Genomic DNA, 25740 nt, shown 5'->3' on the forward strand with positions numbered 1-25740 from the left:
GCGCAAGCCCGGGAAGGTGGGCGGATGCGCGTTGCGCGCCGCGCGGTCAGTCCGGCACGGCGGCCGTCGATGCGCGCAGCTGCAGCTCGTAGGGAATCTGCACCAGCCGTGCGTCGCCGCGTCCGCGCAACTGCAACAGCAGCTGTTGCGCGGCGAGCCTGCCCATCTCGCGGCTGGGCTGCCGCACGGTGGTCAGCGACGGCCACAACTGGGTCGCCATCGGAGTGTCGTCGAAACCGCATACGGAGAGATCGCGCGGCACCTTGAGGCCGATTTCGTTGGCCGTCCACATGACGCCGGCGGCCATGTCGTCGTTTGCCGCGAAGATCGCGGTCGGCCGGCGCTTCAGGGTGAACAGCTGGCGCGCCGCGACGACGCCCGAGCCGAAGGTGAATCCGCCTTGCACGATGTACTGGGGATCGATGGCGAGGCCGGCCGCGGTCAGGGCGGCCTTGTACCCGGCCTGGCGCCAACGGCTGGCCCCGTGGTCGGCGATGCCCACGACGTGTGCGATGCATCGATGGCCGAGGCCGACCAGGTGGGTGACCAGGTCGCTGGCCGCCTTCTGCTCGTCCATGAAGACGCCGACGACGTCCTTGTGGCGCACGGGCGAAATGCAGGCGTACGCCACGCCGTGTTCCTGCAGCCGCGCCAGCAGCTTGCGGTTGTCGGTGAGTGGCGGGGTCAACACGACGCCGTCGATGTGATGGTCGGTCACCAGGGCGTCGACGCGCCGGACGAAATCCTTCCCGCGCATGCGCAGCGGACAGACCATCATGCTGTAGCGGTGCGCCTCGCAGGAATCGAGCACGCCATCCTGGATTTCGGCCAGATAAGTCGATGCGGGATTGTCGTTGTTGTCGTACAGCATCGCGACCAGGAACGAACGACTGCCGGCCAGGCCACGCGCGGCGGGACTTGGGCGATAGTTCATCGACTCCATCGCCGCCAGCACCTTCTGGCGCGTTGCCTCCTTGACCGACGGCTCCTCGTTCAGGACGCGGGAAACCGTTTTCGGCGAGACGCCTGTTGCGCGCGCCACATCTTCCAGTCGCACTCGCATGGTGTTTCGAATCTCCTGCCGCTGCCCGGTGGCGTGCGATGGCCCGGATATTAGAGCTTGTCCGGCGAGTGTCTCCAACTGGCCCGCGCCGCCGGGCCGCAACCGCCGGGCGGCAGCCAGCCTTCGTTCTTCCCCGGCTCGTGCGCAAACGGCTCCCGGTGCGGATCGCACGGAGACCGTGGACAGGCCTTCAGGCCCGCGCCGCCACCTCGTCAATGCGCTTCAGCATGTCCGCCGGATCCTCGTACACGCGGAACGCGCCGGAGCGGGCGAGTTCTTCTTCGCCGTAGCCGCCGGAGAGCAGGCCGATGCCCAGCGCGCGGGCGCGCTGCGCGGCGAGCATGTCCCACACGCTGTCGCCCACCACCATGGCGCGGGTGATGTCCACGCCCAGCCGTTCGGCGGCGGCGAGGAACAGGTCGGGGTCGGGCTTGGCGTGGCGCACCTGGTCGCGGGTCACTACTGGCACCTTCGCGGGATCGACGCCGAGTGCTTCGAGGTTGTGGCGAGCGGTGCGCAGCTGGCCGCTGGTGGCGATCGCCCAGGGGATTTCCGCGGCGCTGAGGTAGGCCAGCAGTTCGCGCGCGCCGGGCAGCGGCTTGACCGCGCCCTGCGCATGCTGGCGGTTGAACGCGGCGGCGTGGGCGTCATACAGGCGGGTGCGGCGTTCCTCGCTGATTTCCTGCCCGGTCTCGCGCAGCAGCATGCGGGTGAACAGGCCGCCACTCATGCCGATGCGGCGGTGGATGCGCCATACCGAGAGGTCGATGCCTTCGCTGTCCAGCGCTTCCTTCCACGCCAGCACATGCTGGTAGACGCTGTCGACGAGGGTGCCGTCGAGGTCGAACAGGAAGGCGCTGTCGCGGCGTGGCATGGCGGGTCCGTGGCTCATTTGAAAAGTGCGGCCGAGGATGGCCGCCCGTTTGATCTTCGCAATCAGGGACGATTGCAGGAACATTGAAAAGTGCGGCCACGCATCGCCGCCGGCTTGATTTTGCGACCACCATCCATGGCGGTGGTCTCCCTGCGGGCCATCGCCGCCCCGACGTCAAAAATCGCTCGGGGCGATTTTCTCGCGATCAGGCACGATCGCAACGAACAAGGCTGTGGCCCGCGGCACGCAGCGCGATCGCCGCGGCGCCCAGCAGGCCGGGTTCCGGATGCACGATGGCCAGCGTGGGCACCCGTTCCATCGTCTCGCGGAAGCGACCCTTGGCTTCGAAGCGTTCGCGGAAGCCGCCGCGATGCAGCCACGGCAGCAGGAACGGCAACACGCCGCCGGTGAGGTAGACGCCGTCCCAGCCGCCCAGGCTCAGCACCAGGTCGCCGGCCACGCTGCCGAAGATGCCGGCCAGCGTCTCCACCGTGCGCACGCACAGCGGGTCGCTGCCGTCCTCGGCGTGCGCGGTGATGTCCTCGGGCGTGTATTCCTCGGCCGGCTGGCCGGCGATGTCGGCCAGCGCGAGATAGAGGTTCACCAGGCCGTTGCCGCAGATCATGCGCTCGTTGGAGACGCGGCCGAAGCGCGCGTTGAGCCGGTGCAGGATCTCCACATCCTCGGCGGTGTGCGCGGCGAAGCCGGCGTGGCCACCCTCGCTTTCCAGCACGATCCACTGTTCGTCGCGCCACAGCAGGCCGGCCACGCCGAGGCCGGTGCCCGGCCCCATCACCACGAAGGTCTGCGGCTGCGGCAGGCCCAGCGTTGGCGCGCCCAGCGGACCCACCGGCGCCAGCGCGTCGGTGGCCAGCAGCGGCACCGCCATGCTCTGCGCGGCGAAATCGTTGACCAGCCGCACCGATTGCATGCCCAGTTCGGCCTGCAGCGCATGCGCGGCGATCGCCCAGGGATTGTTGGTGACCTTCACCGTCTCGCCGCCGGCGATGCGCCCCGCCGCGGCGATCACCGCCTGCGCGGGGTGGCAGCCGGTGTCGGCGAAGTACTGCCGCGCGGCGGCGGCGAGCGAGGCGAAATCCTTGACCCGGTAGCGGCGCACGCTGTCCATGACCAGCGGCGTGGCGGTGTCGTCGCCGGCCAGCGCGAAGCGCACGTTGGTGCCGCCCAGGTCGGCAAGCAGGGTGGAGGGGGTTGCGTGGGGCATCGGGGGACAGCCTGCGGCGGTGCACAAAGGACAAGCCTGCCTTGTCAGGCCGGTGCGCGTCTACTGTGTGCATACGTATGGTGCGCAAACGGGGCTTGGAACCCGTCCAGATCCCCCCCGTGGCCCGCGTCAGGACAACGCAGGCCACGGGAGGCTCGTAACCCACGCTCAGGCATGCTTGTGCTTGTGGTGGTGCTTGCCCGATCCGGCGGGCGGCGCACCTGCGGCGGGTGGATTCTGCGCCGCCAGCGCGGCGAGCAATGCCTGGCCGTTCGGACTGCCCAGCCCGGTACAGGCGTCCCAGCCCGGCCCGGCCGCGTAGCTGCCGTTGTTGCCCTGGGTGATGTCGTTGAAGGCCGACTCGCCGATCTGGTAGAGCGCGGCGTGCACGTCGCCCGCGGCACGGCCCAGCGACTGGTTGCAGCGCGCCAGCAGCGCGGCCCACAGCGGCGCCACCGCGCTGGTGCCGCCGATCACTTCGACCTGGCCGTCCACGCTCACCTGGTAGCCGGTGAGCGGGTCGGCGTCGCCCGCCACGTCGGGTACGCCGCGGCCGGCGAAGCCGTTCGGCGCCTGCGGCACGCCGGCGCCCTGCTGCCATGCGGGCAGCGCATAGTCCACGCTGACGCCGCCGCCGGTGGCGCCTTCATTGCCGGCAGTCTCGTTCCACACCGTTTCGCCGGTGATCGCGCTGGCGCTGGCGGTGAGCGTGGTGCCGCCGCAGGCCAGCGCATACGGGCTGGAGGCGGGGAAGTCCACGTGCGGCTGGCCGTCGCTCTCGCCATCGCCGGAACCGCCGTCGCCCGCGGCGGCGGTCACCGTGACGCCGAGCGCGGCGGCGTCCTCCAGCGCGCTCTGCATCGCGGCGAGCGAGGGCGCGCTCCAGCTGTCCTCAGGGCCGCCCCAGCTGATCGAGATCACCGAGGGCTTGCGCGTGGCGTCGTGCGCCGCCTGCGAGATCGCCTCGTAGAAACCCTGGTCGGTGTTCGGCGCGAAGTACACCGCGATCGTCGCGCCCGGCGCCAGCGCACCCACCATTTCGATGTCCAGCATCACCTCGGCGTCGGCCGCGCCGCCGGGGCGGTTCTTGCCGCCGGCCACGGATACCGCCGTCACCGTGGGCGTGGCGATGCCCAGTGCGGCGAAATAGGTGGTGAGGTCGGTCTTGCGGAAGCCGCCGCCCAGCTCGATCAGCGCCACGCACTGGCCGCTGCCGTCGGTGTTCGCGGGGAAGTTGTAGAGCTGTCCCATCTGGGGCGGCGTGTAGGTCTGGTTCGGCGTCGCCAGCGCCTTGCGGAAGTGCGGCTTCGCCACCGGGCGGCGGTCCAGGCCCAGCACGGCGATCACCGAGGGAGCCAGTCCGGGCGGCAACACGGGCGCCTGCGTGTGGCCGACGACATAGCGCCGCGCGCCGGGCGTCCGGTAGCGCCCCAGTTGCACGCCGAACGCGTGTTGCAGCGCGTCCACCGAGCCCTTGAAGTGCAGCACGCGCCGGTGCGAATCGCAGCCGGTTTCCACGAGGCCGTGCGTGCGGGCGTGGGCGCGCACGCGCTCAATGTCGGCCGGATCAGCACCGCAGTGCGCGCCAAACTCGCCGCGCGGCCAGCGTGGTGATTGCGGCCACGCGGCGGGAGCCGGCGCCCGCCCCATGCGCCGCAACACCACGGTGACCCCGAGCGGCGTGTGGCTGCGGTGCGGGCCGAGGTAACGCGTCCCGGCGGGAAAGGGGTGGCCGGCATGGGCAACGCGGTGCGCGGAAGTGTTCATGAGGGTGCCTCCCGTGATGGTCGAGGCGAGCCTGCGCCGAACCGTGTATGCAGGGCGTGGGCCAGATGTTGGCGCTTCGTGCGGCGCGGCTGCGGCAAAGCGTCCGCGGCGGTCGTGGCTGCGTGGCGCGGCGCTAAAATGCACGGATTCCTCCGCGAGACCGCCCCATGAGCTTTCCCGCCATCCGTCTGCGCCGCATGCGCCACGACGCCTTCTCCCGCGCGCTGATGCGCGAGCACAGTCTGCTGCCTTCCGATCTCATCATGGTTGCCTTCGTGATCGATGGCGAAGGCCGGCGCGAGGCCGTACCGTCGATGCCGGGCGTGGACCGGCTTTCCATCGACGAGCTGGTGAAGCTCGCCGGCGAGTGCGTGCGCCTCGGCATTCCCGCGCTGGCGCTGTTTCCGTCGCCGGGGCAGGGCGTGAAGAGCGAGGACGCGCGCGAGGCGTGGAACCCCGACAACCTGATGCACCGCGCCACGCGTGCGCTGAAGAAGGCCTACCCCGAGCTGGGCCTGATCGGCGACGTGGCGCTCGACCCCTATACCACCCACGGCCAGGACGGTCTGATCGACGAAAGCGGCTACGTGATGAACGAGCCCACCGTCGCGGCGCTGGTGAAGATGTCGCTGGCCCAGGCCGACGCCGGCATGGACGTGGTGGCGCCCTCGGACATGATGGACGGTCGCATCGGCGCGATCCGCGAGGCGCTGGAGCAGGCCGACCACATCCACACCCGCATCCTCGCCTACTCGGCCAAGTACGCGTCGAGCTTCTACGGCCCGTTCCGCGACGCGGTGGGCTCGTCCGCCAACCTCGGCAAGGGCAACAAGCACACCTACCAGATGGACGTGGCCAACAGCGACGAAGCGTTGCGCGAGGTGGAGCTCGACATCGCCGAGGGCGCCGACATGGTGATGGTGAAGCCCGGCCTGCCCTATCTCGACGTGCTGCGCCGGGTGAAGGACGCCTTCGGCATGCCCACCCTCGTCTACCAGGTGAGTGGCGAGTACGCGATGCTCAAGGCCGCCGCGCAGAACGGCTGGCTGGACGAGAAGCCCGTGGTGCTGGAAACCCTCACGGCCTTCAAGCGCGCAGGGGCGGACGCGATCCTCACTTACTACGCGGTGGATGCGGCGCGCTGGTTGCGCGGGGAATAGTCGAATCGCTTGCCCGAAAAAAAACACGGCAGCGACCGCGGCGAGTCCGGCGCACAGCGCAGGATGGTGCCGAGGAGTTCCACCTGATTTCCCATCTTGATCGTGCAGCCTTGGCCAAGCGCCGGGGCGAGGGAGTGCCATGAAGCCGTGGATCGTGTCGCTGACGTTGTTGCTTGCATGCGCGAGCCTGCAGGCGAAAGCCGAGGTGTGGCAGCCGGCTGCCGGGCACGTGCAGATACCGCTGTGGCCGGGCACGCCGCCCGACATGATGGCCATGCCGGGGCCGGAGTACGCGAAAACCGGCACCACGCTGCTCGCCGGCAAGACCGTGACCGCGGTGAGCAACGTGTCGCGGCCCACCATGACGGTCTATGCCCCGCAAGGAAACAACACCGGCGCCGCGGTGGTGGTGATCCCCGGTGGCGGCTTCGAGATACTGGCCATCGATCTGGAAGGCACCGAGATCTGCGACTGGCTTACCGCGCGCGGCATCACCTGCGTGCTGCTGAAATACCGCGTTCCGGGCGCGCCCTACGACTGGCACTGCGATTGTCGGCCGCACAATTACCAGGTGCCGACGATGGCGCTGGAGGACGTGCAGCGCACGATGGGTCTGGTGCGCCTGCATGCGAAGGCATGGCACATCGATCCCCACAAGGTCGGCGTGGTCGGTTTCTCCGCCGGCGGTTTCCTGGTGGCGGAAATCAGCACGCACTTCAACAAGCGTTTGTACAAGCCGGTGGATACGGCCGACAAGGAAAGTGCGCGCCCGGATTTCGCGATGGCGATCTACCCCGGACACCTCGCGCATGACGATGGCAGTTTGAACAGGAACGTGCCCGTTACCCGCGACACGCCGCCCACCTTCATCGTGCAGGCCGAGAACGACGACGTGGATGGCGTGCAGCAGGCGCTGACTTATTTCGCCGCGCTGAAAGCCGCCGACGTGCCGACGGAGGTGCATCTGTACGCGCAAGGCGGCCATGCCTTCGGCGTGCGGCGCACGAACCTGCCGATCACCCACTGGACCGATCTGGCGGATGCGTGGATGCGCACGATAGGCGTGCTTCCACCCTGAGGCTGTTCACGCATACTGCGCGATGCCCTTGCCGAACGACCAGTTCTCTTTGGCTGTCTCCAGCAGGTTGATGAAGACGTCCTCGGGGCGCAGGCCGGGATCGGCGGCGAGCTTCTCGGCCACGCTGCGGTAGAACGCCTGCTTCTGCGCCACCGTGCGCGTGTTGTTGCAGGCGATCTGCACGATCACCAGATCGTCGCTGCGCGCGATGCCGAGGTAGTGCGGGTCGTAGTCGAACTCATCGGCCTCATGCTGGTGGATCAGGATGAAACGATCATCCTCGGGCACGTTGAAGGTCTCGCGCATGGCTTCGTAGATGCCGTTGCGCAGTGCGGCGAGCTGGGCGGCGGACTTGCCGCGGCGCAGGGAGATGCGGACGAGAGGCATGGGTAGCTCCGTGGGTGTGGGGTTCAGTGCGGTTGCGAGACATGGCCTACGCGGTAGAGCTGGCGATCCGCGTGGGCAAGATCGGGGCGCAGCGTCGGCCACAGGCGCAGGCGCAGCAGGGTCCAGCCGGCCGGGTCGCAGGCGCTGATCGCGGCCAGCGCGCCGGCGGCGCGGTCCTGCCGCGCCGCGGCGATCTCCGCAGCACGCAGTTCAGCAAGGTCGGCATGCGCGGGAATCACGACGAGCTCACGCGTGGCGCAAACGGCGTCGTGCAGGTCGGCGGCCAGTTCCGCCCGCCACGGTATCCACGTGCGCACCGCGGGGCGGCCGAAGTCGCGCGCCAGCGTGGCGAAGCCGGCGCCGCCGAGGAAGGCGTTCATGCCCTCGCTGTCGTGCCACAGGTAGAACGGCGCGTAGAGATTGTCGCGGCTAGGCAGCGCATCGTCGTTGCGCGAGGCGTGCAACCAGGCCTTGAACGCGAGACCGGGGAAGTCGTCGAGCAGATGACCCTTGTCCGCGATGCGGCGGCGGATGATCGCCATGTCGTAATCGGCAGGCAGCGTGATGGCGTACTGCATCGCGATCATGGCGCCAGTTCCTTGCGCAGCACGCCGATCGCCGAGAACGCACAGGGCCAGCCCGCGTAGAACGCGAGGTGGGTGATCAGCTCGACCAGTTCCGCCTCGATCAGGCCGTTGTCGCGGGCGCGAGCGAAGTGGAACGGCAACTGCTCCGTGCGGTTGAGCGCGACCAGCGCCGCCAGCGTGGCGATGCTGCGCTCGCGAGGAGCGAGTCCGCTGCGCGCCCAGATGTCGGCGAACAGCACCTCGTCGGTGAGTTCGGCCAGCTTCGGCGCGAAGTCGCCGATGCTCTTGCGGGCGTAATGCGGATCGTGGGCCATCTCGGCAGTCTCCGGGGGATTTGACGGCAGCCACCATAGCGCTCCATGATGATCCTGAAAATCGGGAAATTTGGAATTTATTGTCCCGGAAAACAGGATTGTTACCATGCCTCGCGTCAACTTCGACATCGATAATCTGCGCAGCTTCGCCACCGGCATCGAGCTGGGCAGCTTTGCGCAGGCGGCGGAACGGCTGAGCCGCTCCACCTCGGCGGTGAGCGCGCAGCTGAAGAAGCTGGAGCAGCAGGCCGGCACGCCGCTGCTGCGCAAGGTCGGCCGCGGCATGGCGCTCACCGAGGCGGGCGAGGTGATGCTGGGTTACGCGCGGCGCCTGCTGGAATTGAACGACGAGGCCGCCGCGGCGATCCGCGGCGCGGAACTGGAAGGCCGCGTGCGACTGGGCCTGCAAGAGGACTTCGGCGAAAGCCTGCTGCCGGCGGTGCTGGGCCGCTTCGCGCGGGCGCACCCGCGGCTGCGCATCGAGGCGCGCATCGCGCGCAACGCAGAGCTGCTCGATGGCGTGAATCGCGGCCGGCTGGATCTCGCGCTGGCTTGGGAAGCCGGCACGGACAGCCCGCACGCCGAGCGCGTGGGGCGCTGGCCGATGCGCTGGATAGCTGCGGCCGGTGCGCCGGCCGCGAAACTGCGTCGACGCGGCGAACCGCTGCCGCTGGCGGTGCTGGAATCGCCTTGCCTGCTCCGCAACGCGGCGATCGAGGCGCTGGACCGCGCGGGTATCGCGTGGCGCGTCGCCTTCAGCAGCGCCAGCCTCGCCGGCACATGGGCCGCGGTGAGCGCGGGGCTGGGCGTGAGCGTGCGCACGCCGTTGGGCCTGCCGGCCAACGTGCGGGCGCTCACCGCCAAGGAGGCCGGACTGCCCGCACTGCCGATGCTGGGGCTGGCGCTGCATCGCGCCGACGCGGAACCGGCGCCAGCGGTGGCCCAGTTGGCCGGCATCATCCAGCGCACGCTGGCGGCAGGGTGATTGCGCTACTACGGCGTTTTCAATGCCCGCGCTTCGGCGCGGTCAGCCTGATCTCGTACAGCTTCGGCCAGCACTTGCCGGTGACGAACAGGCGGTCGTGCTGCGCGTCGTAGGCGATGCCGTTCAGTACGTCGTTGACGGGATCGGCCAGCGTGCCGGCCGGCGGCACCAGACCAGCCAGTTCGATCCAGCCCACCACCTTGCCGCTCTTCGGGTCGATGCGTGCGATGCGCGTGGTCAGCCACACGTTGGCGTAGATCTGGCCCTTCACCCATTCCAGTTCGTTGATGTTCTGCAGCGGATGGCCGTCGGCGGTGACCTGGATGCTGCCCACCTGCTTGAGCGTGTCGGGATCGAGGATGCGGATGGTAGGCGTGCCGTCGCTCATGTACAGGCGCTTGCCATCGCTGGTCAGCGCCCAGCCTTCGCCCGGATAGTCGAAACGCGCCTGCGGCTTCAGCGTGGCGAGGTCGTAGACGAAACCCTCGTGGCTCTGCCAGGTGAGCTGGATCAGCTTGTCCTTCCACACCGCGATGCCTTCGCCATAGTCCGGCCATGGCGTGGGCGACTGCTGCAGCACCTTGCCGGTCGCCAGTTCCACCTTGCGCACGCCGGAGCTGCCCACCTGGCCGGTGCTCTCGTAGAGATGGCCGTCCAGATACAGCAAGCCCTCGGTATAGGCCTGCGGATCGTGCGGGTAGCCGTGCACCACGCGGTAGCCGTAGACGGGAATGTTGTCGTGCGCGCGCGCCGGGGCGATGCAAGTCAGGGCGAATGCTGCGGCGGCGATGGCGGCGAGGATTTTCATGGTCTTGGATGATCCCATGCTGCGGCCTTGCGTGGCAGCACAGCCGGTGAATGCGGGCGCGTGGAATAATCGGGACCCGCGAACGGAACGGAGTGCACGTGGACAGCCATCATTTCCTGCAGGTTGCCGTGGTGTTCCTGCTGGCCACGGTGATCGCGGTGCCGCTGACCAAGCGCTTCCGGCTGGGCTCGGTGCTGGGCTATCTGCTGGCAGGCATGGCGATAGGGCCGCAGGCGCTGGGCCTGGTGGGCGACACCGAGGGCGTCGCCGCGATTTCCGAGTTCGGCGTGGTGCTGATGCTGTTCGTGATCGGCCTGGAGCTGTCGCCGCAACGGTTGTGGGTGATGCGCCGCTCGGTCTTCGGCACCGGCCTGCTGCAGGTGCTGGCCACCAGCACGGTGATCGGCGTGATCGCCTGGCGCCTGCTCGGCCTCACGCCGGGGGCGGCGTTCATCGTGGGCGGCAGCCTGGCGCTGTCCTCCACCGCGTTCGGCCTGCAGATCCTCGGCGAGCGCAAGGAGGCCGGCACCTCCTACGGCCGGCAGGCGTTCGCGATCCTGCTGTTCCAGGATCTCGCGGCGATCCCGCTGATCGCGGCAGTGCCGCTGTTGGCCAGCAGCACGACCAGCCACGGCTTCGATCTCGCGGGCACGCTGCGCACGGTGGGCGTGATCGTGGCGGTGGTGGTGGGGGGCCGCTACCTGCTGCGGCCGGTGTTCCGCTTCGTGGCGAAGGCGGACGCGGTGGAGGTGTCCACCGCCACCGCGCTGCTGGTGGTGATGGGCGTGGCGCTGCTGATGGAGGTGGCTGGCGTGTCGGTGACGCTGGGCGCCTTCCTCGCCGGCGTGCTGCTGGCCGATTCGGAATACCGCCACGAGCTGGAATCCAACATCGAGCCATTCAAGGGCCTGCTGTTGGGGTTGTTCTTCATCAGCGTGGGCATGTCGATGGACATCTCGCTGCTGCTGCGCGCGCCGGTGCTGGTGCTGGGCCTGGTCGCCGCGCTGCTGCTGCTGAAGGGCGCGCTGCTGTGGCCGCTGGGGCGCATCGTGGGCGGCCTGGAGCGCGGCGATGCGCTGCGCCTCGCGGTGCTGCTGGCTTGCGGCGGCGAGTTCGCCTTCGTGGTGCTGAAGCTGGCCGGCGAGCAGGGCCTGATCAGCGCGCGCCAGCACAACCTGCTGGTGCTGGCGATCACGCTGTCGATGGCGTTGACGCCGCTGCTGGTGACGGGCCTGGCGAAGCTGCTGGGTGCGCACAAGGTGCGCAAGCCGGCACGCGATTTCGACACCATCGTGGCGCACTCGCCGCGCGTGATCATCGCCGGCTATGGCCGCATGGGGCAGATCGTGTCGCGCGTGCTGCGTGCGGAGGGGATCCCGTTCGTGGCGCTGGACCACTCGGTCGAGCAGGTGGACCTGATCCGCCGCTTCGGTCGCGGCAGCGACATCTTCTATGGCGATCCCGCGCGCCCCGAGTTGCTGCGCGCCGCGCAGGCGGACAAGGCCGAGGTGTTCGTGCTGGCCAGCGACAATCCCGAATCCAGCCTGCATGTGGCACGCGTGGTGCGGCGCATGTATCCGCACCTGAAGATCGTGGCGCGCGCGCGCAACCGCCAGCACGTGTGGCGGTTGATGGATCTCGGCATCGACGAACCGATCCGCGAGACGCTCTATTCCAGCCTCAAGATGACCAAGCAGACGCTGATCGCGCTGGGCCTGACGCCCGAACGCGCGATGGATCGCGTGGAACGTTTCCGCCGCCAGGACGCCGAGTTGATCAAGACGCAGTACCTCGTCTACGACGACGAGGCCAAGCTGGTGCAGACCACGAAAGAGGCGCTGGCCGAACTCGACAAGCTGTTCGAGGCCGACGACGAGCCGCAGGCGCGCCAGGCGCGCGAGCGCAATCCGGACACGCCGTTGACCAGTCCGGACTGAGCCGTTCGCAAGATGTTTTCGCCTTATTTTGCGGTGTCTTACGGGTTCCTGCGTACGCAAAAACCTGCCGTCAACGCGGCTCGTCAAGCAGCGTTTCGACGGGCATGCCCAAGCCCGCGCATCCGCTCGTCATCCGCTTCGGTCGCCTCGGCGACACCGTGTTGCTGCAGCCGCTGCTGCACAAGCTGCAGCAGCGCTACGGCCAGCCCTGTGACCTGCTCGCGATCGGTGCTTGGCCGGCCGAGCTGTACGCGAGCCAGCCCGAGGTGGCCGAGGTGCTCGCCTTGCGCGCGCCACGCCGGCCGCTGCTGCTCAGCCGCGAACGCTGGCGCGCGATAGCCTGGCTGCACGAGCGGCGCGAGGCACCGGTCTACGTGTGCGAGCCGCAGCCGCGGGCGCTGCTGCGGATCCAGCGCATGCTCCGGCTGGCGGGCGTGCCGGCGGCGCATCGCGCGTATCTGATCGATCTGCCGCTGCGCGAACGCGAGCACTGGGTCGATCACCTGCTGCGTTTCGGCGACGGCACGCCGACGGCGTTCCAGGGCCGCTGCGATGCGCTGGCGGTCGACCCCGGCGCCGCCCCGCAACTGCAGGTCGACGCGTCGGCCCGGATCGATTGCGAACGCTGGCTGCGCGCCCGCGGCCTGCACGGCCATCCGCTGGTGCTGTTGCAGCCGGCCAACAAGCGCACCCTGCGCTGGAACGGCGTGCGCGCGATTGCGGACGACGACAAGGCGTGGCCGGTGCAGCACTGGGCGGCGCTGGCCTGGACGATCCTGGAGACGCTGCCCTCGGCCCGGGTGCTGCTGTGCGGCAGCCCGCAGGAGGCCGATTACCTGGAAGGTATCCGCGCCATCGCGGCCAGCGAGGCGGTGATCTCGACGGCGGACGAGTTGCCGCTGACGCGGCTGAAAGCCTTGCTGGGTTGCGCGCACAGCATGGTGTCGGTGGATACGGGACCGGCACACCTCGCCGCTGCGCTGGGAAGTCCGCTGGTGGTGATGTTCGGCGCCGCCGCGCCCACGCACTGGGCGCCGCGCGCCGCGCCGGGCAGCACGGTGACGGTGCTGGGCGGGGCGTCATGCCACGCGCGGGTGGATGCCCTCACGGTGGCGCAGGTCGCCGATGCCTGGCGCGGCCTGCCGCCGCGTCAGGTGCGTTGGCGTGCGGTGGCCTGAGGATGCGCCGGCGCTGACCGACGCGTTCCTGTTCGATCCCGCTCACTCCGCCGGCTGGGCCGGCTGGCGCAGGGTCTGGCGCACGCTGGGGATCGCGCTGCTGCGCACCGCCAGTTCGTGGGCGATGTCCACGTAGCCGAGCTGGCGCGCCACGTCGGCGGCGGTGCGGCCGAACGCGTCGGCGGCGGCGCGTTCGGCGCCGCGCGACAGCAGCACGCGGGCGGGTGGCAGCAGCGCGTGCATCGCGCAGGCGTGCAGCGCGGTGACGCCGCGCTGGTCGGCATGCGCCACGTCGGCGCCGGCTTCCAGCAGCACCGGCACCAGTGCGCCGAGATGGGTGGCGTCGCAGTCGCTGCCGGGGCGCAGCTGGGCGCCGAGCAGCAGCAGCAGCGCGGTCTTGCCTTCGCCGTCGGCGTGGTTGATGCCGGCGCCGTGCTTGAGCAGCACGTCGAGCAGGCGCCGCGCGCGCAGGCTGTCGTTGTGCTCGAAACCGTATTGCGCGGCGGCGTGCAGCGCGCTGTGGCCGCGCGCGTCGACGGCGTTGACGTCGGCACCGGCGGCAAGCAGGGCTTCGGCCAGTTCGGCGCGGCCCATCGCGGCGGCCACCATCAGTGCGGTGCTCTGGTTCGGCAGGCGCTGGTCGACCTCGGCCTTGCGTTCCAGCAGTAGCGCCACGGTGCTCTCGCGGCCACCGGCCACGGCGGCGGCCAGCGGGGTGATGCCGTTCGCCGTGGCCAGCGCGGGATCGGCGCCGGCGTAGAGCAGGCAGGCGGCGAGTTCGCGATGGCCGGCGCCGCAGGCGTGCAGCAGCGCGCTGGCGCCGTGCGCGTCGACGGTGTCGACCGCGAAGCCCAGTTCCAGCAGGCGTTGCACCGCGACCAGCGCGCCGGCCTGCGCCGCGGCAGGCAGGTCGTCGGCGCGCAGCGGGCGGCGCGGCCGCGCCCAGCCGCCCCAGTCCAGCCAGCGTTCGATCGCCGGATGTTCCAGCGCGAGACCCAGCGGTGTCTCGCCGTTGGCGTCGGCAGCCTCGGCGTCGGCGCCGTGGGCGATCAGCGCGCGCACCAGCGGCAATGCGGCTTCGCCATGTTCCAGCGCGGCGAACAGCGGCGTGCGGCCGTCGCGGTCGCGGCTGTTCGGATTGCTGCCGCGCACGAGCAGGTCCTGCAGCAGTTCGCTCTGGCCGTTCGCTGCGGCCAGTTGCAGCGGCGTGCGCTCGCGCGCATCGGGGCCGAACGGATCGGCGCCGCGTTCGAGCAAGGCAAGCGGCAGCGCCGCGCCCTGTGCCGAGCCGCCGAGCCGCTGCAGTGCCTGGGCGAGCAGGCCGGCACCGGCCGGAGTGGCGCCGGCCTGCAGCAGGTCATCGATGGCTTCGGTCGAAGCGGGCAGTTGCAGCAGCAGGGCGTCGAACAGGCGGCGCCCGAGCGGCGGCAGCGCGGTGCGCTCATCGTTGGCGACGATGGCTTCGTCGCCGTGCTCATCATCCGGCTGCTGCGCGGCGAGGCGCGCCTCGGCGGCCAGGCCGTGGTCCAGCAGCCAGCGCCGGGCCTGACTCTGGCCGGGTTGGGCGAGGTCGAGATAGAGCTGAGCCAGCTGCGCCTGCGGCCAGTCGCGCACGCGCGTGGCGAAGCCGGAGACGATCGCCCAGTGGCCGAAGCGCAGCGCGTCGAGCAGGTGCGCCGGGGTGTCGGCGCCGGAGGAGAGCGCCGCGTCGCCGAGATTGGCCGGCAGCGGGGTTTCCGGATCGAGCAGGGCGACCAGATCCCAGCGGCCGGTGGCGGCGGCGTGGTCGAGCGCGCTGCGGCCGTCGCTGCCCGGCGTCTTCGGCTCGGCGCCCAGCGCGAGCAGCGCACGCACGGTGTCCGCATGGGCGCGCGGCGACTGGCAGGCGAGCGTGAGTGCGTCGCGGCCATGGCTGTCGCGCGCGCGGGCGTCGGGCTGCGCTTCGGCCAGCCGCTGCACGATGCCCACCGCACCGGCGCGTGCGGCTTCCATCAGTGCGGTGCTGCCGTGGCGATCAGCCAGTGCAACGTCGGCACCGGCGGCGCACAGCGCGCGGGCGATCTGCTCGTGGCCCTCGGCGGCGGCGGCGACCAGCGCGCTGCGGCGGCGCGCGTCCACCGCGTTCACCGCGGCGCGGTGCTTGAGCAGCAGCTTCACGCCGGCGGGATCGTCGTCGGCGATGCCGGCGGCGGCGACCAGGGCGGGCTCGCCGTTCGCCGGTGCGGGCTTCGCACCGCGTTCGAGGAGGAATTTCGCCAGCGGCCAGTTCGCGGCGCGGCAGGCCACCGCGAGCGGGCTGGCACCGGCCTGGTCCAGCGCATTGATCGGCGCGCCGGCGTCCAGCAGCATCGCCGCCACCATCGGTTCCTCGCTGAGCACCGCGCCGTGCAGGGCGGTGCGGCCCTCGGTGTCGGCGGCGAGCGGATCGGCACCGTTCGCGAGCAGGGTCATCACCGCCTCGGAACGGCCGTGCCAGCTGTCGCGGGTAGCGGCGAGCAGCGGGGTGAGCCCGCCGCTGGCGCGGTTGACGTCGGCGCCCTTGGCGATCAGCGCGCGCAGCAGCCGGGTGTCGGGCAGCAGCGCGGCGAGCATCAGCACCGGGCGCTGGTCGCGGTCCGCGGTCAGTGGCGCGGTGGCCGGATCGGCGCCGGCCCCGACCAGGGCCAGCGCGCGCTCGATGTCGCCGTCGCGGGTGGCGGCGAGCAGGGCGGCGGCCTGTTCCGGCGTGCCGGCGGTGCGCTCCTGTTCGCTCAGTGGCGGCACCGGGACTGGTGCCGCGAGCTTGGTGCCTGCCGGCGCGTCGGCGCTGGCGGCGCGCCGGCGATGGCGATCATGCTGGACGCACAGCAGGGTACGCAGCGTGCGGTTGGCCACGACCAGGCAGCCCAGCGGCAGCAGCAGCACGCCGTACAGCGCCAGCGCGGCGATACGGATTTCCGAAGGCAGCATGCCGTACAGGCCGCTCAGCGCGATCGCGCCCCAGGTCAGCACCAGCAAGGCCAGCGCCGCTGGCAGGAAGTGGCTGAAGAAACGTTCCTCGCGCGCCAGATGGCGGCCGAACATCAGGCTGCGCAAGGTGGCGGTGAAGATCCACGAGCCTTCGTGCCGCGCGGGGTAGGCGTCGTCCCATACGAACACCAGGCCGAACGCGGGCCACGGCCGCCACAGCACGGCCAGCGCCAACACCAGGGTGGCGACCAGCGCCAGCGTGGCGGACAAGCTGTGCGATTGCGACAGCGACAGCATCGGCCAAGCCACCAGCGCGAACACGATCATCGCATAGCCGGTGAACATCACCAGGTGCGCCGCACCTCGGCGCAGCACGGTGCGCATGAAGCTGGGCTCGGGTTCGAAACCGACCGCATGGCAGACCGCGGCCATGGTCAGCGCGTTCGCCAGCAGCAGCGGGATCAGGGTCAGCGGGTGGGCGACCAGGCCGGCCAGCGCCACGGCGAGCAGTCCGGGAACGAACCAGGCGAGGGCCTGCAGGAACGGAGGGCGGCGGCGCGATTTGGTCTGGGTCATCGTCACAGTATAGGAACCGTGATGGACACAGACGGTAACCTCGCGTTAACGCGGCGACCGACGCGCGGCACCAACGCGGTACAGCCGCTCAGTCCCGCTTCGCGTCGTGCAGCGTGGCGCCGTAAGCGGGATGGTTGACGCCGGTCAACGCGCTCTCCGGCGGCAATTGCAGATGCCAGCCGCGTTCGCGCAGATGCGCCAGCACCTGCCGGGCATCCTCGCGCGGCAGTCGACGGGTTTCGTCCAGCTGCAGCTCCAGCGCGAAGCGCAGTACGCCCAGCATGTCGCGCAGCGGTTCGGGCAGACCGCCGAAGCCGTCGCGCTCGGCCAGCCACAGGTAGGTATCGGGTTTGCGGCGGCTGGCGTAGACGAAACACTGCATGGGCTTGCCCTCGATGCACGGGTGCAGGAACCGGACATTATCGCGGTGATGCGTCGATTGTTGCGCCAGCACTTGCAACACCCGGTGTGAGCGGGCACAGTGCCGCGAACGAATGTTAAACGCCCGTATGAATTCCGTGTGGATATCGTCGGGCGCGTAAGCCATCCATCCCGATCCGCAGGAGCACGCGATGCACAAGTCCTTCCGTCCCCTCTCGAATGCCACCCGTCCGCTGGCGCTTGCCGCGCTGAGCGTGGCCGTCGCGGGCGCCCTGGTCGCGCCGGGCATGGCACATGCCAGCGCCTTCCAGCTGAAGGAAAACAGCGCCAAGGCCATGGGTCGCGCCTACGCGGGCTCGGCCACGGCCGGCGGCGATGTGTCGGTGGTGGCGAACAACCCGGCCGCGATGAGCGACCTCGACGGCACCTACGTGCAGGCCGACATCACCGCGATCAATTTCAGCGCGAAGTTCAATGGCAGCGCGCACGACGCATTGGGCAACCCGATCAGCGGCGGTAACGGCGGTGACGCCGGCACGACGCTGCCGGTGCCCGCGCTGGCGATCTCCACCAAGGTCAGCGACCGGGTCAACCTCGGCCTCGCGCTCGACGTGCCGTTCGGCTTCCAGACCGAATACGACCGCAATTGGATGGGCCGCTACGACGCAATCAAGACCAAGCTGCAGTCGTTCGACAGCACGCTGTCGGCCTCGTTCAAGATCAACGACCAGTGGAGCGTGGGCGCCAGCGCGATCGCCGAGCGCACCAACGTCGACCTGACCAACGCGATCAACTTCAACGGCGTGGGCAACGGCATCATCAACGGCATCAATGGCCAGCTCGCTGCCGGCGCCGCCCAGGCGGCGGCTGGGATCGCGCAGATCCAGGCCGGCATGGCGGCCGGGCAGATCCCGCCGGCCCAGGGCGCGGCGATGATCCAGCAGATCTTGCAGCAAGCCCAGCAGGGTGCGGCCACTGCCGCTGCCGCGAAGGCTGGTGTGTCTGCCGCCACCCCGCCGGGTTCTGACGGTTATGCCCAGGTCAAGGGCAACAGCTGGGCTTGGGGCTGGCAGGTCGGCGCGTACTGGAAGCCCACCGCGAACGATCGCGTGGCGCTGGACTACCGTTCGCGCATCAGCCACAACTTCGATGGCACCGCGAACTTCACCACCACGCCGGGCTACGACCTGCTGCTGGCCAACCCGGCTCTGGCCTCCAGCATCCCGCCATTCCAGCGCACCGAAGGCAAGGCCCGCCTGACCAATCCGGCCGTCGCCACCCTGAGCTACTGGCACCAGGAAGAGAAGTTCGGCTTGGGCTTCGACCTGGCCTGGACGCAGTGGAGCGTGATGCGCCAGCTCACGCTGAACTACGCGAACCCGCAGCAGCCGACCACGGTGCTGCCGTTCAACTGGCGCAACACCTGGTATGCCTCGGTGGGCGGCGACTACTACGTCACCGACAAGCTGACCTTGCGCGCTGGCGTGGCGATCGACCAGGCGCCGATGAGCGCTTCCAACCGCGACCCGCGCGTGCCTGACGCGGCGCGCCGGATGGCCACCTTCGGCATCGGCTACAAGGCCAGCGAGCACTTCGAGATCAACGCCTCGTACGCGCACATCTTCGTGAGCCATGCGGGCGTGAACGGCGCCACCAGCGCCACCGGCGACGTGCTCACCGGCAGCTTCGACGACTACGGCAACCTGCTGAGCGTGTCGGCGCAGTACAAATTCTGATTGCTTTCAGGCCGGCGGAAGACGGCCTGAAAGCGCGATCCATGGATGGATCGCTCGCGGGCCGATCGCGTCAGTGATCGACTCGCGGAGCCAGGGCCGGGCGCAGTCCGGACTTGGCGAGTCGGGAAAGCGCACCACAGCACTTTCCCGGCATCAGTCAAGCGCTTGGACATCAGATCTGGAAAGGCCTCCCCGTTCGCGGGGAGGCCTTTTTCACAGGTCCGCAGGCTTCAGCCGCGCTTGAGCAACACGTCCAGCATGCGCCGGAAACGCGCTCCGTAGGGCGGGTTGAGCAGGCCGGCGCCGTTCCAGCGCGCCTGGCGGAACACCGGCTTCAGGTGCGAGAAGGTGCGGAAGCCCGCCTCGCCGTGGTAGCCGCCCATGCCGGAGGCACCCACGCCGCCGAACGGCAGCCCGTGCTGGGCGATGTGGTACAGCGTGTCGTTGACGCTGACGCCGCCGGCGTGCGTGTGCGCCAGCACGCGCTCGATCAGCGCGGAGTCGGTCTCGAACAGGTACAGCGCCAGCGGATGCGCGCGGGCGGCGACGTAGGCGATCGCCTCGTCCAGCGTGTCGTAGGGCACGACCGGCAGCAGCGGGCCGAAGATTTCCTCGCGCATCACCGCCATGTCATCGTGCACGTTCGTCAGCAGCACAGGCGGCAGCAGGCGGCGGGTGGGATCGGGCGCGGCGTCACTGAGCGCTTCGACCGTGGCGCCGGCTGCATGCGCCTCGTCGCGCAGCACCGACAGTCGCGCGTAGTGGCGGTCGGTGGCGATGCTGGCGTATTGCGGGTTGCGCGCGAGGTCGGGATACAGCCGCGCCGTCGCCGCACGCGCCGCGTCGATGAATTCGCCCATGCGCGCGCGCGGCAGCAGCACGTAGTCGGGGGCGATGCAGGTCTGCCCCGCGTTGACCAGCTTGCCGAACATGATGCGTTCGGCCGCGTGTTCCAGCCGCGCGCCGGGGCCGACGATGGCGGGCGACTTGCCGCCCAGCTCCAGCGTGACCGGGGTGAGGTTGGCCGCGGCCGCACGCATCACGTGGTGGCCTACCGCGGTGGAGCCGGTGAACAGCAGGTGGTCGAACGGCAGTGCGGCGAAGGCTTGGCCCACGGCGGCGTCGCCGTTCGCCACCACCACTTCCTCCGGCTCGAAGTGCCTGGCGACCAGTGCGGCGAACAGTGTGGAGAAGTGCGGCGTGTACTCGCTCATCTTCAGCATCACGCGGTTGCCGGCGGCGAGCGCGTCGACCAGCGGCCCCACCGCGAGGTAGAGCGGGTAGTTCCACGGCACGATGATGCCGACCACGCCCAGCGGCTGCGGGCGCAGTTCCGTGCGCGCGGGCAGGAACAGCAGGTCGGCGCGGCGCCGCTTCGGCCGCATCCAGCGCCGGCCGTGGCGCAAGGCGTGGCGCACCGCCGACAGGCTGGGAAAGATCTCCAGCAGCTCGGTTTCCTCGGTGGGGCGGTTGCCGAAGTCCGCGTGGATCGCCGCGGCGATCTCCACGCGGTGCGCCTGCAGCAGCTGTCCCAGCGCGTGCAGGCGGGTCGCGCGGACGGCCCAGTCCGGCAGCGGATCGCGCGCATGGGCGTCGCGCATCCGTTGCAGGCCGGTGGGGAGGCTCGTGGCGGCGGGGGTATCCATCGGTCAGAACTTTGCGTGCAGTTCCACGCCCCAGGTGCGCGGCGGCAGGATGTTGGCGTAGGGCGTGCCGAACACCTGCCCGGCGGTATTGTCCACGCCGGACACGTAGCGATGGTTGAACAGGTTGCTGGCGAACACCGCCACGCCCCAGCGGTCATGCGCCGCGTCCCAGCCCAGCCGCACGTCGGTACGGTTCTGCGCGGTTCCCAAGGAGAAGTTGGGGCTCATCTGGCAGGTGCCCTGCGATTGCGACCCGGCGTTGCAGCGCGTCTTCGAGCGGTAGCCGTAGGTCCAGTTGAAGCTCACGTCGCCGTTGGCCACGTCGTGCCAAGTATAGCTGGCGTGGGCGGCGAAGGAATATTTCGGCACGCCGGTGGGCTGGCCGCTGACGTCGATGCCGTTCTGCACGGTGTTGAGATAGGTCTGGTCGATGTAGGCGGCGTTGAAACCGATCTGCAGTGCATCGATCGGTTGCCATTGCAGTTCCAGCTCCGCGCCGGTGGCCTGCTCGTTGCTGCTGCTGATGCCGTAGTGCGGGATGGTGGTGTCGGTCAGCAGGATCAGGCTCTGCTGGTTGAGATACCGGTAGTGGTAGACCGAGCCGTTGAGCAGCAGGTTCGCTTCCGGGAACAGCGTCTTCACCCCCGCCTCGTAGTTCCACACCGTTTCGGGCGCATAGGTCGAATTGAACTGCTGGAAGCCGAAGCCGCCGGCCTGGTAGCCCTTGGCCACGGAGACATAGCCCATGATGTTGGGCGTGAACTTGTAGTCGATCACCGCGCGCGGGCTGACGTCGGTCCAGCTGCGATCGGCGTTCACCAGCACGCCCACCGGCGAGCCGCTGCCCTGGGTGAAGATGACGTTCTGGCCGAACATGGCCAGCGCGTATTGCGCCTGGGGCGGCAGCATCGCGGTAATGCCGGCGTTGTTCAGCGCCAGCACGGTGTCGTCGAACTGCGGCGCCTCGCGCGGCGGGTTGTACCAGCTGAAACTCTTCTGGTCGTGGGTGAAGCGCACGCCGGTGGTGAGGTTGAGGCGGTCGGTGAGGTGCCAGATCACGTCGCCGTACACTGCCCACGACTTGTAGTTCTCGACGTTCAGGATGTGCTCGCGCCACATGTCGCCGAGCAAGGTGTAGGGCACGCCCATCGCGGCAAGCCCGTTGCTGATGTCGGTGAGCGGGGTGCCGGCGCCCAGCACGTTTTGCGCCAGGGTGTCGAGGCTGTCGGTAGTGACGCCGGCCTCGCTGGTCTGGCGCCCCTGCTCGCTGTACCAGCTGGTGCCGGCCACCCAGTCGATCAGGCTGGTGTTGCCGCTCAGCTTGAACTCCTGGTACCAGCTGTTGTTGTGCTCGTAATTGCCGGTTTCGAGGTAGTCGACGACGTGGTTGGTGCCGTCATAGTCGCCCAGGTTCGTCGTGTCGAAGTTGCGCCACGCGGTGGTGGAGGTGAGGCTGCCCCAGCCGAAGCTGTGGTCGATGGTGAGCGTGCTGCCGTCGAAACGCCGCTTCTCGATGGCGTTCACCGTATCGTTGTACAGCGGCGCATGCAGCGGATTCAGGTACGTGGCCGGATCGGCCGGAAAGGGTGCGCGCTGGTTGGTGTCGCTGGTCAGCGGAATCAGGCCGAACGCGGGATGCGGCGGCTGCTTGAGCTGCTCGTGGTCCCAGGACAGCAGCACGCGGGTGTCCGGCGTGAGGTTCCAGCGGTAGACCACGCGCGTGCCCCAGTCGTCGTTGACGCCGTAGTGCTTGCCGGTGGCGGCGTCCTTCACCCAGCCGTCGCTCTGGTTGTCCATCACGCTGACGCGCACCGCCGCGTCCTGGCTGAGCGGGATGTTGACCAGCGCGTTGCCGTAGCGCTCGCCGTAGTTGCCGAAGCGCAGCTTGCCCTTGGCCTCGAAATGGTCGCTGGGCTCGTTGGTGACAACGGAAATGGCGCCACCCGCCGCGTTGCGGCCGAACAAAGTGCCCTGCGGGCCCTTCAGCACTTCGATGCGCTTGATGTCGTTGAAGGCGAGCAGTGCGCCGCCGGTGCTTCCGGCGTAGACGCCGTCGATATATATGCCTACCGGTTGGTCCACGCCCATGCCGAAATTGCCGGAGGACTGCACGCCGCGCAATTCGAACGAGGGTTGGGTGGGCTGGGTGGAGCCCACCACCAGGCCGGGCACGAAGATGTCGATCTTGCTGATGTCGGTGGCGGCCAGCGTGTCGACCTGCTTCGCCGAGACGATCTGCAGCGCGATCGGCACGTCCTGCACTTCCTGGGTGCGGCTCTGCGCGGTGACGGTGACGGCGCCGAGCTGCTTGGCCTTGGCCTCGTCGGTTTTCGCGACCGGCTTGGCCGGCGCGCTCGACGGCGTGGTGTCCTGCGCGGCCAGCGCGGGCAGCGGCGCGCACAGCAGCAGCAGGGCGCCGCCGTGCAGCACTTGGCGCAGGCAGGCGGACAGTGGTCGTTGGCGCATCGTCATCCCGGTTCTCCCCTTGCATCGTCACGCGTGGCGCGCAGCCGCGCCGGAGTCAACATTCGTGTCGTGGTGTGGCGGTGTTCAATGCACGATGTCGCAGTTGCCCTTCAGCGAAAGGATCCAGGCGCGGATCAGCGCCTCGCCCTCGCGGTCCACCGTGCTGCGACCGATCTCCGGCATCATCACGCCGGGCCGGGTGGAGGCCATGCGGTACATCAGGATCGATTCGTCGGGCTTGCCGGGCACGATGTCGAACAGGCGGCCGCCGGTGGCGGGGCCGGCCGCCTCGGGCGACTTGCACAGGCCGAGGCGGTGGTCTTCCGGCGTATCGGGGCCGAGCGAGAAACCGGTGACGCTGGCCACGCCGTTCGGGTTGTGGCACATCGCGCAGTTGATATCGAGGTAAGCCCGTGCGCGCGCGTCGAGCGAGGCGGAAGGGTCGCGCCAATTGGCGTCGCGTGGCACGTCCTTCAGTGCGGGCAGGCCCATCAGGTAGCCCATCGCGACCAAGTGCTCAAGCTGGTTCTGCCGGCCGCTGCCGTAGTCGTAGTCGCGGTTGAGGTGGCGCGCCTTCGGGCCGATCGGCTGGATGTGCCGGCTGAGCATGTCGGCCTCGTGGCAGGTGACGCACTGGCCCTCGTCCGGCACCACGTAGTTGAAGTCCTCGCGTCCGCCCTGGGCGTCGACCAGGGTCAGCGCCTGCACGTCGCCGGTGCGCGCCAGGCTGGCTTCGGTCTGCGCCTCGTTCCACACGTAGGTGAACGGCGTCCAGCCTTCCTTGCGGCGCACCAGCAGGCGCGTCTCGACCATGTGCACGCTGGCAAGGTCCAGGCCCTGGCCGGCGAAGTCGCCGGCGTAGTCCAGCGTGCGCGCCACGTCGCTGAACTTGCCGTCGGCAGCGCGCGGGTAATAGAAGGTCTTGCTGATGATGGTGCCGACCGGGAAATCGAGCGGTCCTTTCGCCGTGTATTTCGCCGATTCGCCTTTCGGCATCCAGATCGTGCGCAGCTTGTGCACGTAGTCGGTGAACAGGTGCGAGTTGAGGCTGTACGGCACCACGCCGGCGTTGAGCTCGAGCTTGCCGTCGCGCGCCTCGACCACGTGCCAGTCGCTGAGCATGGCCGGGCGGCCGTCGGCGTGGAACGCCACCGCCGGCATCGCGCGGTGGCAGCCGGCCAGCAGCAACAGCGCGGCCGGCAACAGGTAGCGGAAGAACTTCACCGGCATGCGCTCAGACCTTCGGCTCGGGGTTCAGCACCACCGCCGGCAACTTCGGCAGCGTGCACTGGAACGGCTTCATGTCGGTGTCGGGATGCTTGTAGCCGTTCGGGCCGTCGGCATTCACCACGCCGCTGACGTCCTGGATGCAGATGCGGTCCTCCGGTGGCAGTTCCTTGCCCTTGAACTTGGGATCGCTGTAGCCGTCCCACAGCACGTCGGGAAAGTGGCCGGAGAGGCCGAACAGCGCGGTCTTCAGCGCCTTGAATTCCAGCCCGCTGGGCGAGTCGCCGCCGCCCTTCAAACGATTGCCGTAGACGAAGATGCCCTTCGGATACGGGTCGTAGTTGGGTGCCACGCCGGTCTTGCTGGCGTAGTTGGTGGAATAGAAGCTGGAGATGATGATGTTCGCCGTCTTGTTGTCGGCGATGTCGTTGTCGAAGATCTCCACCTTCGGGTTGGAGTTCACCACGATGCCCGAGCCGGCCGGCACGCTGGCCACCGCCGAGCCGTTCGCCGCGAAGTTGTCGTGGTTGTTGGCGGTCACCGTGTTCTTGAACACGCGGGTGGAATGGCCGTCCATCAGCAGGTCGGGCATGTTGAAGATCAGGATGCCGCCGGAGTTGTCGGTGGCGGTGTTGCCGTAGACGTCGGCGTCCACCGTGTTCTCGATCTCGATGCCGGCCACGTTGCCGTGCACCTTGTTGTTGCGCACGATCACGTTGGTGGACTGGCCGACGTAGATGCCGGAGTCGGAGGCGCCGATCGCCTCGGAATCCTCGATCAGCGTGTTCTGCGTCTTCACCGGGTAGATGCCGTAGGGGCCGTTGCTGGTCTTCGAACCGTCGGTCCACTGCGTGCGTACGCCGTGGATGGTGATGTTCTTGCCGTGGTTGATCTTCAGCGCATCGCCCTTGGTGTCCTCGATCGTGAGGTTCTCGATGGTGAAGTCGTTCGCGTTAACCAGCAGGCCCTCGGGGCCGACCACCTGGCCCTTGAACGAGAGCACGGTCTGGTCCATGCCGGCACCCTTGATGGTGACGCCGTCGGTGCGCAGGCTGAGCCCGCGTCTGAGGTGATAGTGGCCGGCGGGAATCTCGATCACGCTGCCGGGCTTGGCGTCCAGCAACTGTTCCTGCAGCTTCGCCTCGAAGCCAGCGTCGGTCTGGTTCTGCGGCGCGGGGGCCTGCTGGCTGTTGCAGCCGGCGAGCGCGGCGGCGAAGGCCACGGCAATGAGCGTCTTGCGCATGATCGTTGAACTCCCCATTCGAACGGCGGTGCGGATGGCACCACTGTCGCCCAAGGTGACGCCGCGGGGGAGGGCAAAACGGTCAACTGGCGGGGGGCAAAGCGGCCAGTGTGCGAAGATTTCCGTAGGAGCGCACCCCGTGCGCGAATGCTT

Annotated in this window: 20 protein-coding genes; 6 read left to right on the top strand and 14 right to left on the bottom strand. The window is 69.2% G+C overall.

Translation table 11 applies throughout. From position 1 onward, the window contains the following. Positions 1–46: 46 nt before the first annotated feature. The 4 genes from B0E52_RS07915 to B0E52_RS07930 all read right to left on the bottom strand — a co-directional run bounded on the left by B0E52_RS07915 (position 47) and on the right by B0E52_RS07930 (position 4929). Positions 47–1063, bottom strand: a complete 1017-nt coding sequence (locus tag B0E52_RS07915) for a LacI family DNA-binding transcriptional regulator (RefSeq protein WP_077483280.1) — start codon at positions 1061–1063, stop codon at positions 47–49. 190 nt (positions 1064–1253) lie between these two features. Beyond that, the gene (locus B0E52_RS07920; RefSeq protein WP_077483386.1) at positions 1254–1937 is read right to left on the bottom strand and encodes an HAD family hydrolase; all 684 of its coding nucleotides are present in this window, start codon (positions 1935–1937) and stop codon (positions 1254–1256) included. 205 nt (positions 1938–2142) lie between these two features. Further along, positions 2143–3162 carry a glucokinase gene (gene glk, locus B0E52_RS07925; protein WP_077483281.1) on the bottom strand — a complete coding sequence of 340 codons (1020 nt, stop codon included), beginning with the start codon at positions 3160–3162 and terminating at the stop codon, positions 2143–2145. A gap of 168 nt (positions 3163–3330) precedes the next feature. Then, a complete protein-coding gene (locus B0E52_RS07930; RefSeq protein WP_077483282.1) occupies positions 3331–4929 on the bottom strand; it encodes a S53 family peptidase in 1599 nt (532 codons plus the stop codon). Between the two features lie 167 nt (positions 4930–5096). Here B0E52_RS07930 and hemB point away from each other — a divergent pair, with 167 nt between their 5' ends. Further along, positions 5097–6089 (top strand): porphobilinogen synthase, encoded by a 993-nt coding sequence (gene hemB, locus B0E52_RS07935; protein ID WP_077483283.1) that lies wholly within the window; start codon positions 5097–5099, stop codon positions 6087–6089. A gap of 139 nt (positions 6090–6228) precedes the next feature. Continuing rightward, positions 6229–7167: an alpha/beta hydrolase gene (locus B0E52_RS07940; protein WP_077483284.1), complete on the top strand. Its 939-nt coding sequence runs from the start codon at positions 6229–6231 to the stop codon at positions 7165–7167. Between the two features lie 6 nt (positions 7168–7173). Here B0E52_RS07940 and B0E52_RS07945 read toward each other — a convergent pair whose 3' ends face one another. From B0E52_RS07945 to B0E52_RS07955, 3 genes are read right to left on the bottom strand one after another with little or no spacing between them, the layout of a single operon-like run. Continuing rightward, positions 7174–7554 carry a tautomerase family protein gene (locus tag B0E52_RS07945; RefSeq protein WP_077483285.1) on the bottom strand — a complete coding sequence of 127 codons (381 nt, stop codon included), beginning with the start codon at positions 7552–7554 and terminating at the stop codon, positions 7174–7176. A 23-nt stretch (positions 7555–7577) separates the two neighbouring features. Then, positions 7578–8141, bottom strand: coding sequence for a DUF4865 family protein (locus B0E52_RS07950; protein ID WP_077483286.1), 564 nt, complete (start codon positions 8139–8141; stop codon positions 7578–7580). Further along, positions 8138–8455: a carboxymuconolactone decarboxylase family protein gene (locus B0E52_RS07955; RefSeq protein WP_077483287.1), complete on the bottom strand. Its 318-nt coding sequence runs from the start codon at positions 8453–8455 to the stop codon at positions 8138–8140. The genes B0E52_RS07950 and B0E52_RS07955 overlap by 4 nt, the downstream gene beginning before the upstream one ends. Before the next feature lie 106 nt (positions 8456–8561). Here B0E52_RS07955 and B0E52_RS07960 point away from each other — a divergent pair, with 106 nt between their 5' ends. Beyond that, the gene (locus B0E52_RS07960; RefSeq protein WP_077483288.1) at positions 8562–9440 is read left to right on the top strand and encodes a LysR substrate-binding domain-containing protein; all 879 of its coding nucleotides are present in this window, start codon (positions 8562–8564) and stop codon (positions 9438–9440) included. A gap of 19 nt (positions 9441–9459) precedes the next feature. Here B0E52_RS07960 and B0E52_RS07965 read toward each other — a convergent pair whose 3' ends face one another. Beyond that, positions 9460–10248 carry a glutaminyl-peptide cyclotransferase gene (locus B0E52_RS07965; RefSeq protein WP_077483289.1) on the bottom strand — a complete coding sequence of 263 codons (789 nt, stop codon included), beginning with the start codon at positions 10246–10248 and terminating at the stop codon, positions 9460–9462. A gap of 98 nt (positions 10249–10346) precedes the next feature. Here B0E52_RS07965 and B0E52_RS07970 point away from each other — a divergent pair, with 98 nt between their 5' ends. Next, positions 10347–12185 carry a monovalent cation:proton antiporter-2 (CPA2) family protein gene (locus B0E52_RS07970; RefSeq protein ID WP_077483387.1) on the top strand — a complete coding sequence of 613 codons (1839 nt, stop codon included), beginning with the start codon at positions 10347–10349 and terminating at the stop codon, positions 12183–12185. Between the two features lie 104 nt (positions 12186–12289). Beyond that, on the top strand, positions 12290–13363 hold the full coding sequence (locus B0E52_RS07975; protein WP_077483290.1) for a glycosyltransferase family 9 protein: 1074 nt from the start codon (positions 12290–12292) through the stop codon (positions 13361–13363). 42 nt (positions 13364–13405) lie between these two features. On the opposite strand, the gene B0E52_RS07980 is transcribed toward B0E52_RS07975, so the two are convergent. Next, on the bottom strand, positions 13406–16888 hold the full coding sequence (locus B0E52_RS07980) for an ankyrin repeat domain-containing protein (RefSeq protein ID WP_077483291.1): 3483 nt from the start codon (positions 16886–16888) through the stop codon (positions 13406–13408). Between the two features lie 88 nt (positions 16889–16976). Further along, the gene (locus B0E52_RS07985) at positions 16977–17270 is read right to left on the bottom strand and encodes a YcgL domain-containing protein (protein ID WP_077483292.1); all 294 of its coding nucleotides are present in this window, start codon (positions 17268–17270) and stop codon (positions 16977–16979) included. Positions 17271–17460: 190 nt separating this feature from the next. Between B0E52_RS07985 and B0E52_RS07990 the strand changes: the two genes are divergently transcribed. Then, positions 17461–19005 (top strand): outer membrane protein transport protein, encoded by a 1545-nt coding sequence (locus B0E52_RS07990; protein WP_077483293.1) that lies wholly within the window; start codon positions 17461–17463, stop codon positions 19003–19005. A gap of 230 nt (positions 19006–19235) precedes the next feature. Here B0E52_RS07990 and B0E52_RS07995 read toward each other — a convergent pair whose 3' ends face one another. From B0E52_RS07995 to B0E52_RS08010, 4 genes are all read right to left on the bottom strand, one after another. After that, entirely contained in the window at positions 19236–20651 is a 1416-nt protein-coding gene (locus tag B0E52_RS07995) for a coniferyl aldehyde dehydrogenase (RefSeq protein ID WP_077483294.1), read from the bottom strand. A 3-nt stretch (positions 20652–20654) separates the two neighbouring features. Beyond that, positions 20655–23123: a TonB-dependent receptor gene (locus B0E52_RS08000; RefSeq protein WP_077483295.1), complete on the bottom strand. Its 2469-nt coding sequence runs from the start codon at positions 23121–23123 to the stop codon at positions 20655–20657. 78 nt (positions 23124–23201) lie between these two features. Continuing rightward, positions 23202–24347 (bottom strand): SO2930 family diheme c-type cytochrome, encoded by a 1146-nt coding sequence (locus tag B0E52_RS08005; protein WP_077483296.1) that lies wholly within the window; start codon positions 24345–24347, stop codon positions 23202–23204. A gap of 4 nt (positions 24348–24351) precedes the next feature. After that, positions 24352–25587 carry a parallel beta-helix domain-containing protein gene (locus tag B0E52_RS08010; protein WP_077483297.1) on the bottom strand — a complete coding sequence of 412 codons (1236 nt, stop codon included), beginning with the start codon at positions 25585–25587 and terminating at the stop codon, positions 24352–24354. Positions 25588–25740 lie beyond the last annotated feature (153 nt).

The organism is Rhodanobacter sp. C06 (assembly GCF_002001105.1).
In the GTDB taxonomy this organism is placed as follows: Bacteria; Pseudomonadota; Gammaproteobacteria; order Xanthomonadales; family Rhodanobacteraceae; genus Rhodanobacter_A.